Origin of the sequence: Spirosoma sp. 209, assembly GCF_002006735.1 — a bacterium.
Classification (GTDB): Bacteria; Bacteroidota; Bacteroidia; order Cytophagales; family Spirosomataceae; genus Spirosoma; species Spirosoma sordidisoli.
In genome coordinates, this window is record NZ_MVEC01000006.1 from 224362 (window position 1) to 235903 (window position 11542).

Below are 11542 nucleotides of genomic sequence, written 5' to 3' on the forward strand. Positions count from 1 at the left end.
ACCTCATGTATCTCAACAGACACGTCTTTGCCACCAGCACGGCCGCACTCTTGCTGGCAACCGTTATCCTGCCCTTTGAATCGGCATCTGCCCAAACCATTCCCTCGCTGAAAGACGCCTTCAGGAAAGATTTCGGCATCGGCACCTGCCTCAACAATGCCCAGATCGACGAACGGGACCCCAAAACGACGGAATTTATAGTACGTCAGTTTAACATGGCCACACCCGAGAACATCATGAAGTCGGCGCTGCTTCATCCAAAGTGGGATACCTACAACTTCGAGATGGCCGACAAGCTGGTGGCGTTTGGCAAAAAGCATAACATCAAAATCAATGGTCACACGCTGGTCTGGCACAGTCAGTTACCCCCGTTCATCAGAGGCATTAAAAGCCCGGATTCGATCCGGACGTTCTTTACCGACCATATCAAAACGGTGGCCGGGCGTTACGAGGGTAAAGTCTTTTCGTGGGATGTCGTCAACGAAGCCCTGAACGAAGACGGAACCCTGCGAAAATCGGTCTTCCTGCAGCACCTCGGCGACGATTACATCACGGAAGCGTTCCGGCTGGCGCAGCAGGCAGCTCCCAAAACGGAACTGTACTACAACGATTACAACAACGAGCAACCTAAGAAGCGCGCGGGCTGTATCGACATCGTCAAAAAGATAAAAGCCGCCGGGGTGCGCATCGATGGCGTGGGCATACAGGGGCACTGGCATGTCGGCAAGGTACCCTTCGCCGACATCGAAGAAAGCATCCTCCAATACGCAGCTTTGGGCGTAAAAGTGATGTTTACGGAGCTGGATATCGAGGTGTTGCCACGCAACTTCCAGGGAGCCGACGTCGGCGCGCGCATGACCGCTAACGAGCAATCCAATCCCTACGTGAACGGACTCCCCGACGCGGTGCAGCAACAGCTAGCCGCCGATTACGAGAATCTGTTCAAGCTCTTTCTGAAGCACAAAGACAAAGTCACCCGCGTCACGTTCTGGGGCGTCAACGACGGCGATAGCTGGCTGAACGGCTGGCCCATCCGTGGCCGGACCAACTACCCGCTCCTGTTCGACCGCAACAACCAGCCTAAACCCGCTTTCGAGAAGGTAATTGCGCTGAAAAAATAGCCTGCCGGAGAGATAACTGTTCATCGCCAAAAGGGCCGGACTAGTCCGGCCCTTTGTCCTGCTAGCGAGCGAATTACTTCACGACGGTCGCTTCGAGTTCAATGGATGCTGTCTGGTAAAGCCCTTTCACTTCAATCAGCGTAGTCGCCTGCTTGAGGCCATGCCTGGCCGTAAATCCCTGATAGAGATCCACACAGGTGGTGAAAAACTCGGCCGTTGAGGTCGTAAATACATTCATGCGGACAATATGTTTGCATTCGTAGCCGGCCTCGCTGATGAGTTGTTCCACATTCTGAATCGTCTGAAGAAACTGAGTTCTCATATCGCCCGAGCTGAGCTGCCCGTTGGCATCGATGGCTACCTGTCCCGAGCAGTAAAGCGTCCCTTCGACCTGCTTAACCTCCACAGCTTGCGCCGAATTGGTGTACTCACCCCACTTCCAGGGATCGATTGTTCGTTTTTCCATTATCCTGTTTGTTTGCGGTTACTTCAATAAAGCGATCGCTCATTGAACAAGACAAAGGTCATGGCCTCTAGCGACAGCCTTATGTCATACCCCAGTGGCAGGCGCAAAAAACTGATACGACCGCCTGGCCAGTTCGCTCAACTCCTGGAGTAACTCGGCTGGTTCGAGCACCGTAACGGCTCCTGCGTAGGGTAACAACCAGGCCGCTATGTAGGGCATTGATCCGATAAAAAAAGTCATCTCTATTTGGCCATCCGGCAGTAGCTGCTCGTACGCCCAGCCAAATTGGTGTTTTGTATCGTACAGCCGCTGAACCGATTCGGCTGGCACCGCAGTCGGCTGCAGGCGAATAACGACCTTCTCCCTTCCTCGCCGGGTAGCCTCCTGTGCCCAGTAGTAGGCCAGGGTCTCAGACCGAGCCACAAAAGCTTCGGCTCGGATGGACAAGTCCTGGATGCGGTCTAATCGAAAATTACGAAACGCTTGCCGTAGTCGGCAAAAACCCACTAGGTGCCATTGCTGGCTTAGGTACAAACCGATGGGCTCCACATCCCGTGTGGTGACCTCGGCAGAAACGGCTGCCCTGTAGCTGAGCTTGACGACTCGTTGCTGGGTAATGGCGGTAACCAATTGCTGATAAGCATTTGGGCGGCTGTGCAATTCGCCCGGTCCAACCACCTGAATGTGGGGAGCGAACGTTTCCAGGTGATCGCGGTCAGTGCGTCGTAGGGCAGCCCGCACCTTGTCCATCGCCGAGCCCGTGAGTTGCGCCGTAGACGTATCGGTTAACCCAATCGCCAGCTTTTCGGCTGTGAGCAGGGCCATAGCTTCCTCACGGGTAAACATGATAGGGGGTAACCGATAGCCATCTACGAGCGTGTAGCCTTTCCCGTCCTGCGTCACGATCGGAACACCAGCCTGTTCGAGGGTTCGGATGTCGCGGTAGATAGTACGGGTGCTGACCGAAAAGCGCTGGGCTAATTCAGTCGCTGACAAAAGCCGTTTGGTTTGCAAGAGGGTCAACAGGGTGACCAGTCGGGTAAGGCGGTTTGTTTCGTGATCCATGGTTGATTGGCACACTACCGTTGAGCAAACAAACCAAGGAAGCCAGAATGGATTGACCAAATCTATCCGTCCATTTTTAGGGATAGACTTGCCATAGTATGCCGGAGATTTTTTCGGGCAGCCACCTAAGAGGTGTAAAAATAAGATTTTTGTTGAGTGGGAGTCGGATAATTCTGGTCAGCATGCTTTACCGACTAACGATGGCAAAAACGATTGTGACTACTGATAGCCACATCACCCGCCAGTGTTCAGAACCAACTGGCTACCGATTACGAAACCCTGTTCAAGCTCTTTCTGAAGCACAAAGACAAAGTCCCCCGCGTCACGTTCTGGGGCGTCAACGACGGCGATAGCTGGCTGAACGGCTGGCCCATCCGTGGCCGGACCAACTACCCGCTCTTGTTCGACCGCAACAACCAGCCTAAACCCGCTTTCGAGAAGGTAATTGCGTTAAAGAAATAGAGCCAGCACCCGGTCAGATGGGTGCCGGCTGGTTATGGCTTATACCGGCCGGCCCAGTTTCTGAAGCAGCCGGAAATGGGATACCAGCGCCGAACCAAAGCTGTGGTTCTCCAGGTAGGGCAATCCGAACTCCTGCGCCGTATTTTTTACAATGGCCGTAATAGCCGGGTAGTGAATATGGCACACCTTCGGAAACAAATGATGCTCGATCTGCCGGTTCAGGCCACCACAGAAGAAAGCCGCGGTCCGGCTGCGGGGCGCAAAATTGGCCGTCGTCTCCAACTGGTGTATAGCCCAGGCATTTTGTACCGTACCGCTCTCGTCGGGCTGCGGAAAGGTAGTACCTTCTACCGCATGAGCCAGCTGAAAAACAAGCCCCAGTACCAGCCCTTCGACCAGGTGCATGACCACAAAACCGATCAGCAGCTGCCACCAGGTGATGTCAAGCACCAGCATGGGCAGCACCAGGAAGAAGAAATAATAACAGGCCTTTGAAAAGAACAGCCGGACATACTCCCGGCGCGGATGCGTCGAGTTGTCATGTTGACCAATCTGCTTCTTGAAGAACTTGACGTAATCTTTCCGGAATACCCACGACAGCGACGCCAGTGCATAAAGCGGGAACGTATACCAATGCTGATACCGATGCCACGGATGCAACGCTTCCTGAGCATCGAGCCGAACGAGTCCCGGAGCTACCTCAATATCTTCGTCATGACCCGGAATATTAGTGTAGGTATGGTGAACCACATTGTGGGTTATGGTCCAGACGTAGGGATTGGCCCCCAGCAGATAAAAGCTGTTACCCAGCATCCTGTTTACCCACCGGCGTGACGAAAAAGCCCCGTGCAGCGCATCATGCGATACGTTGAACCCAATAAAGGCAGCAAACATCCCCAATAGCATAGCCAGCCCCAGCATGGCCCACAGGCCAAACTGATTCGACAGGATAAGGCCATATAGGCTCATATACCCAATCAGGAAGAAGCTGGCTTTAGCCCACATGGCTCCGTTGGCGTGGGGCGACAAAGCCTGTTCGGCGAAGTAAGCGTCGACCCGTTTTCGGACCGTGGGGAAAAAAGCTGACTTGTTTTTATTAACGAATTTCAATTGGGCAGACATAGTTGGATGCTTATTGGATGAGTTGACCGATTAGCTGAATCTGCCTCAATATGGGCAGCGCCATCCGTCCTTGTGGGGTTAGCGAATACTCTACTCGTGGCGGAATCTCGGCATATGCTTCGCGTTTCATAATACCCAGCGATACCAGAGCTTTCAACTCACTGGCCAGTACTTTCTCGCTTACCTCGGGCAACAAATCACTTAGTTGACTGTAGCGAAGCGTTTGCTCGTTGAGCAGCAAAATGATATACAGGCGCCATTTGCCACATATAACTGACAACGCATTGGTAATCAGGAGCAGGTCCGGCTCCGGCGGCAGCTCAGAGCGGTCGCTTGACATAACTGGTTTAGGTTGGCAGACTATACAGCCTGCATACACACGCTTACGAAACAGACTATCAGAACAAACGGGAACGCATCGGTTGGGGCACGTACCTGACTACTAACGTCAATATACCGACAGCGTATGGGAGAAAGTCGATCACGCTGCTACTGAAACACCCAAAGACCGAATGAGGGGAGGGAAAAGAAAAGAGATTGTAGCACCACAATCACTATACTGTACGAAACTGACTTACGACGCAGTAAGTTCCTAACTTACTATATTAAAATTGTAGGGTACCCCGTATCACTTTAGCTGGTATGTACCCACAATGGGGTAATGATCCGAATAGCTAACGTAGTTGAGCGTCTCAAAGTTAAGGATGTGCAGCTCAGGATCATAAAATTGGTGATCGATTCGAATAAAGCCCGGTAGCCGGTTGTAGGTAAAACCAAAACCACGCCCGCTGGTTTCGAAACTGTTGGGTAATGCCTGCCGCATGCGCTCGTAGACAACGCTGTAGGGCGTGTCATTATGATCGCCGGTCACCACAACCGGATAGCGACTGCTCCTGATGTATTCTTCCACCCGCCGAACCTGCTCCCGCCGGCTGATAAATCCGGACCGCAGCGCGCTCAGCACCCCCCGCGTTTCGTGCTTCACGCCAGTCAGTTCGTCCTGCCGCAATACCTTGCCTACCCGGATTCCCATCGACTTAAGATGTACGTTGATGACGCATATGGTATCCGTACCGATCTTGATATTGGCCCATACGATGCCGTTGAAGCCGCTGAACGGTTCGCGCCCCGAGGATACAATAGGATAGGTCGAGAAAATAGCCGCACCGATCGGCCCATTCCGCGCGGTGGCCAGTTCAGGATGCAGCAATACGGAGTATACATAGCCGCTCTGCCGAAACCGGGTAATCAGATCGTAATCCTTCAGGGCCACGGAATTGTAAAACTCCTGCAAACACTTGATGGGGGCCTCGTAGCGGAGCACGTAATTAGCCACCCGGCGTACCTTCGGCGAACTTTCCGGGTAGTTTACCTGATCATCGGTATACCCAAATCCCTGCACGTTATAACTGAAAACCCGAAACGGAACAGCATTGCCCGTAGGCTCAACGGGGCTGTTCCAGACAAAGGTGCGCGGCCCGAACAGGATCATGCCAATGACAAGTACCAGCCCCGACAACCAGCTCCGCCAGGGACGACTTGTCAGCCAGAAAAAAACGAACAGCAGATTCAGCCCCCACGCAAACGGTATTGAGATCATGATCATGCCCGATAACCAGTGTTCAGTTGGCATGGACTGCAGCAGCCAGTACGCAAGGGCGGTGTAGAGAACCAGCAGTAAGTTGAGCGACCACAACAGCGAGCGAAAAAAAAAGGCAATAAATCGGCTAACCTGTGTTCGAACCGTCATGGTGTCTGATCATTGAGCTGGACGATGCTCCTCAAAAGCCCAAAAGTACGGTATAATGGCCGAAACGCCCACAAACCTAGCCTGGTCAGCACTTGCGAAGCCCACAAAAAAATACTATCTTTGCACCAGAAATGATATTTAGTGTTAATGAAAAAAGGGAGTCGCACTCCCTTTTTTGTTAGCCCTACAGTATGGACGACAAAACACGACTAACCGAATTACTGCAGCCTTACCTGAATAACGGCCAGTTTTACCCTGTTGACCTTCAGGTAGTTGGCCGCCAGGGGGGCCGGATTAAGGTAACCATTTTACTCGATAGCGACGAGGGGATTACCATAGATCAGTGTGCTGACATCAGTCGTCGGCTGGGTGGCGAGATGGACGAAGCCAACTTCTTCGGCGATTCGCCCTTTACGCTCGAAGTTTCGTCGCCAGGGGTCGATTTCCCGCTGGCGTTTCCGCGTCAGTATGTTCGTAACATCGGTCGGCAACTAGCGGTGGTGCTAACCGATGGCAGCCTGCACCGCGGTAAACTCGAGGCCGCCGATGAGCAGCAGATTGTGCTGAATATCGTACCCGAGAAACGGTCAAAAACCAAACAGAAGAAAGACGCTGAAGCTGGTATCGTTGTGTTGAGTGGCCCAACCTCCCTCCCCTACGACCAGATTAAAAAAGCAACCGTAGAAATATCGTTCAATTAAGTTACAGACTGCTGCCTTCAGGGAACGACAAGTCCGTTCTGACTTTACTCGCTGACTGCCTGCCCGGGTAGACCACCCATACAGAAACTGAAACAGAAAAACTGCACACGAAGAAAATGACCAGTGGATTATTAATCGAATCGTTTGCCGATTTCGCCCGGTCGAAGAACATTGACCGGCCCACCATGATCGCTATTCTGGAAGAAGTCTTCCGGACAATGATTCGTAAGAAATACGGCACCGACGAAAACTTCGACGTTATCATCAACGCCGAAAGTGGCGATCTGGAGATGTGGCGCACCCGCGAGATTGTCGACGATGACTCTGAAGACATCTGGGATTACGACAAAATCCCCCTCGCCGAAGCCCGCAAAATCCAGGACGACTTCGAAGTAGGCGAACAGGTTGCCGAAGAGGTAAAACTGGAAGACTTCGGCCGTCGGGTTGTTCAGACAGCCCGTCAGACCCTGATTCAGCGTATCAAGGATATGGAGAAAGAACTCCTGTATCAGAAATACAAAGATCAGGTGGGCGATCTGGTCAGCGCTGAAGTGTATCAGCTGCTGAAACACGAAATTATCCTGGTCGACTCGGAGAATAACGAACTGAGCCTGCCCCGTACCGAACAGATTCCCAAAGATCGGTACCGGAAAGGCGAAGCCGTTAAAGCTGTGATCAAGAGCGTTGAGATGCTGAACGGCACGCCCAAAATCATGCTGTCGCGCACGTCGCCGGTCTTCCTGGAGCGCCTGTTCGAAATCGAGGTTCCCGAAATTTACGATGGCCTGATCTCCATCCGCAAAATCGTTCGCGAACCGGGCGAGCGGGCCAAAGTAGCCGTTGAATCGTACGACGATCGCATCGATCCGGTGGGTGCCTGCGTAGGTATGAAAGGCTCCCGGATTCACGGCATCGTTCGTGAGCTGGGTAACGAAAACATTGACGTTATCAACTATACCGAAAACCTCGAGTTGCTCATCAGCCGCGCCCTAAGCCCGGCCAAAATCAGCTCGATGCAGATCGATCGCGAAACCAAACGGGTGTCGGTATTCCTCAAACCCGATCAGGTATCCCTGGCAATCGGTAAAGGCGGGCAGAACATCAAGCTGGCCGGCCGACTGGTCGACATGGAGATCGACGTGTTCCGCGACAACGAAGGCCAGGAGGATGACGAAGACGTTGACCTGATGGAATTCTCCGACGAAATCGACGAGTGGATGATCGATGAGCTGCGTAAGGTGGGTCTCGATACCGCCAAGAGCGTGCTGGCCCTCAGCCGCGAAGAGCTCGTTCGGCGGACCGATCTGGAAGAAGATACCGTTGAAGAAATCCTCAATATCCTCAAGCAGGAGTTTGAGTAAGACCGGCCGGTATCGTAACGGAGGAAGAATGGACAATTAACGACCTGACCAGGTGTTCATTCTTCACTTTTCACGCGGCATTATTGAAAGAAGGGATTTTAATTGCTGTAACTGTTGTTCATACCATATCAACAACCATTAAATTTGCCGAATATAGACCGAACGTATGGCAGAAGAAAAGTCAATGCGCCTGAGCCAAGTGGCAAAAATTCTCAACAAAGGGCTTTCCTCTGTTGCGAATAGTCTGTCTGCCAAAGGGTTTAAGGTCGAAATTAATCCTAACACCAAAATCAACATGGAACAGTTGGAGGTGTTAGCGAAGGAGTATAAATCAACGGAACTCCTGAACGGAGCTCGCCGGACCGAACCGTCGGTTGCGGTCGCCGAGCCACCGCGTCGTCGGGAGGAAGATTTCCTACCGGCCTACCGTCGTGATGACGCAGGTCGCCCCCTTGCCGAAGCCAAGCCCGAAGCGCCTAAACCCGCCCCGGCCGAGCCCAAACCAGCCCCCCAGACCGCTCAGACGGGTTTGCCGGGCCTGAAAGTCGTTGGCAAGATTGATCTAAATGCCAGACCGGCTGCCACACCTGCCCCCGAAGCCAAAGCTCCGGTGGAAGAGAAGCCTGTCGAAGCACCGAAACCGGCTCCCGCTCCTGCTCCGGTAACACCACCCAAAGTGGAAGCGCCGGTTGAGAAGCCGGTTCAGCCAGAACCGGTGAAGGCTCCGGTCGAAGCACCGAAACCGGCTCCCGCTCCGGTAGTGGCTAAAGAAGAACCCGCTCCGGCACCTGCTCCTGTAGAGCCTAAACCCGAAGCGCCCAAACCAGTACAGGCGGCACCCGTTCCGGCTGCGCCAGTAGCGCAACCAGAACCACCCAAAGTGGAAGCACCCAAGCCTGCTCCTGCAGCAGCTCCAGCGCCCGCACAGCCCCGCGCTGAAGAACGGCCGGCCGTTGCTCAGGCACCAGCCAAACCAGCCACGCCACCGCCCGCTCCAGCCCCGGCTGAGAGTGAGCCGGCACCGACCGAGACGATCCGGGCAGCCGGTAGTCACCAGTTGGGTGGCCTGAAAATTCTGGGTAAAATCGAACTGCCGGTCAATAACCCCCGTCAGGGTGGTGGCGGCAGCAACGCCGATAAAAAGAAACGCAAGCGGATTCGGGGTGGTCGCGAAGGCGCCGTTGGTGGAACAAACCAGCAGGCTCAGGGCGGCAACGGCCAACCGCAGGGTCAAGGAAATACCAATCGTCCGCAGGGCGACCGCGGTCCGGCAAACCGGGCGCAGGGCGACCGGCCACCAGGCGATCGGAACCAGCCGCGCGATGGAAATCGTACACCGGCCCAGGGCGATCGGACGGCAACTAACAGCCCGGCACCGGCTGGCGGCAACCAGGCTAACACCGGCAACAACGCCAACCGGGGCGGTAACAACGCCAACCGGGGTGGTAATAATTCTAACCGGGGCGGTAACAACGCCAACCGGGGTGGTAACAACCGTCGTGAGGCCCCTTCACAAGCCGACGTACGGAAGTCGATCCAGCAGACCAACGCCCGTATGCAGGGCAACCAGCCCAACCGGGGTGCAGATCGTCGGCGCGACCGTCGGAACCAGCGCGAAGAAGATCGTCGCCTGCTGAACGAACAGGAAGAGCTCGAAGCAAAAATCCTGAAGGTAACCGAGTTTGTGTCGGCCAACGACCTGGCTTCGCTGATGAACGTCTCGATCAACGAGGTGATCTCGGTCTGTCTGAACCTCGGTATGTTCGTCTCGATCAACCAGCGACTCGATGCGGAAGCCATCACGGTTATCGCCGATGAATTTGGTTATGACGTACAGTTCGTGTCGGCCGAAGATGAAACCGAAGCGGGTATCGATGTTGAAGGCGACGAGCCGGATGATCTACAGCCCCGGGCACCGATCGTTACGATCATGGGACACGTCGACCATGGTAAAACATCGCTGCTCGACTACATCCGCCGGGCCAAGGTAGCGGCTGGCGAAGCCGGTGGTATTACGCAGCACATTGGTGCCTACAGCGTACGTACCAACGACGACCGGGCCATTACGTTCCTCGATACCCCGGGTCACGAAGCCTTTACGGCCATGCGGGCCCGCGGTGCGAAAGTAACCGACGTTGTTATTATCGTAATCGCAGCCGACGATAGCGTGATGCCCCAAACCCGTGAGGCTATCAACCACGCGCAGGTGGCTGGCGTACCGATTGTCTTTGCGTTCTCGAAAGTAGATAAACCAGGTGCCGACGCCGAGAAGATTCGTTCTGAACTGGCGTCTATGAACCTCCTCGTCGAAGAATGGGGTGGTAAGTACCAGGCCCAGGAAATTTCGTCTAAGTCGGGTATGGGCGTCGATGAGCTGCTTGAGAAAGTACTGCTCGAAGCCGAATTGCTCGAACTCAAAGCGAACCCCGACCGCCGGGCCCTCGGTACCGTTATTGAAGCCTCGCTCGACAAAGGTCGTGGCTACATCTCAACGGTACTGGTCGAAAACGGAACGCTCCGCCAGGGAGACATCATGCTGGTAGGCGCCCATTACGGGCGCATCCGGGCCATGACGAACGACCGGGGCGAACGGATCAAAGAAGCAGGTCCTGCCCAACCGGTTCAGATTCTGGGTCTGCCGGGTGCTCCGCAGGCTGGCGATAAGTTCAACGTGATGGAAACGGAGCGCGAAGCCCGTGAAATTGCGAACAAACGCGAACAGCTGCTCCGCGAACAAACGCTCCGGACCCGCAAGCACATCACCCTCGAAGAAATTGGCCGTCGTAAAGCGATCGGTACTTTCAAAGAGCTGAACGTGATTGTGAAAGGTGACGTAGATGGTTCGGTAGAAGCCCTGTCGGATTCGCTGCTTCAACTGTCGACGGAAGAGGTCCAGGTGAACATCATCCACAAAGCAGTCGGTCAGATTTCTGAATCGGACATTCTGCTGGCTTCGGCCTCGGATGCGGTCATCGTTGGTTTCCAGGTGCGGCCATCGGCCCCGGCCCGGAAACTGGCCGAACAGGAGCAGATCGAAATTCGTCTGTACTCGATTATTTACGACGCCATCAACGAGGTGAAAGACGCCATGGAAGGCCTGCTGGCACCAACCGTTGAAGAAGTAATTGTCGGTAATATCGAAGTACGCGAGGTGTTCAAGATCAGTAAGATCGGTACGGTAGCCGGTTGTTACGTGACCGAAGGCAACATCAAACGGAACAACAAGATCCGGCTTATCCGCGACTTCATCGTGGTACACACGGGCGAAATCAGCGCCCTCAAGCGTTTCAAAGATGACGTCAACGATGTGAAATTCGGCTATGAATGCGGCTTGAGCATCAAAAACTTCAACGACATTGAAGTTGGTGATATCATCGAAAGCTTCGAACTGAAAGAAGTAAAACGGACGCTCTAACCGGCGCTGTCGGGCGGTACGCGTTAATCGTGCATCCCATATAGTAATCCTGAGCCCCGATTGTAGCACAATCGGGGCT

9 protein-coding genes and 1 pseudogene are annotated in these 11542 nt (G+C 54.2%); 5 read left to right on the plus strand and 5 right to left on the minus strand.

The genetic code is table 11. From position 1 onward, the window contains the following. Positions 1-5 precede the first annotated feature (5 nt). Complete coding sequence (locus B1C80_RS11970; protein WP_077921328.1) at positions 6-1121, plus strand: endo-1,4-beta-xylanase; 1116 nt, start codon at positions 6-8, stop codon at positions 1119-1121. 73 nt (positions 1122-1194) lie between these two features. On the opposite strand, the gene B1C80_RS11975 is transcribed toward B1C80_RS11970, so the two are convergent. Continuing rightward, positions 1195-1587: a RidA family protein gene (locus tag B1C80_RS11975; protein ID WP_077921329.1), complete on the minus strand. Its 393-nt coding sequence runs from the start codon at positions 1585-1587 to the stop codon at positions 1195-1197. Positions 1588-1671: 84 nt separating this feature from the next. Beyond that, on the minus strand, positions 1672-2652 hold the full coding sequence (locus B1C80_RS11980; protein WP_077921330.1) for a YafY family protein: 981 nt from the start codon (positions 2650-2652) through the stop codon (positions 1672-1674). Positions 2653-2889: 237 nt separating this feature from the next. On the opposite strand from B1C80_RS11980, the pseudogene B1C80_RS11985 reads away from it, so the two are divergent. Beyond that, positions 2890-3114, plus strand: a pseudogene (locus tag B1C80_RS11985) (endo-1,4-beta-xylanase); the annotation flags it as partial. Between the two features lie 39 nt (positions 3115-3153). On the opposite strand, the gene B1C80_RS11990 reads toward B1C80_RS11985, so the two are convergent. From B1C80_RS11990 to B1C80_RS12000, 3 genes are all read right to left on the minus strand, one after another. Next, a complete protein-coding gene (locus B1C80_RS11990; protein WP_077921331.1) occupies positions 3154-4236 on the minus strand; it encodes an acyl-CoA desaturase in 1083 nt (360 codons plus the stop codon). Positions 4237-4246: 10 nt separating this feature from the next. After that, complete coding sequence (locus tag B1C80_RS11995; protein ID WP_077921332.1) at positions 4247-4576, minus strand: helix-turn-helix domain-containing protein; 330 nt, start codon at positions 4574-4576, stop codon at positions 4247-4249. A 288-nt stretch (positions 4577-4864) separates the two neighbouring features. After that, a complete protein-coding gene (locus tag B1C80_RS12000) occupies positions 4865-5986 on the minus strand; it encodes an endonuclease/exonuclease/phosphatase family protein (RefSeq protein ID WP_077921333.1) in 1122 nt (373 codons plus the stop codon). A gap of 191 nt (positions 5987-6177) precedes the next feature. On the opposite strand from B1C80_RS12000, the gene rimP reads away from it, so the two are divergent. From rimP to infB, 3 genes are all read left to right on the plus strand, one after another. Then, positions 6178-6687, plus strand: a complete 510-nt coding sequence (rimP, locus tag B1C80_RS12005; RefSeq protein WP_077921334.1) for a ribosome maturation factor RimP — start codon at positions 6178-6180, stop codon at positions 6685-6687. Positions 6688-6803: 116 nt separating this feature from the next. Continuing rightward, positions 6804-8048, plus strand: a complete 1245-nt coding sequence (gene nusA / locus B1C80_RS12010; RefSeq protein ID WP_077921335.1) for a transcription termination factor NusA — start codon at positions 6804-6806, stop codon at positions 8046-8048. Between the two features lie 166 nt (positions 8049-8214). Next, positions 8215-11463, plus strand: a complete 3249-nt coding sequence (infB, locus tag B1C80_RS12015) for a translation initiation factor IF-2 (protein ID WP_077921336.1) — start codon at positions 8215-8217, stop codon at positions 11461-11463. Positions 11464-11542: the final 79 nt, after the last annotated feature.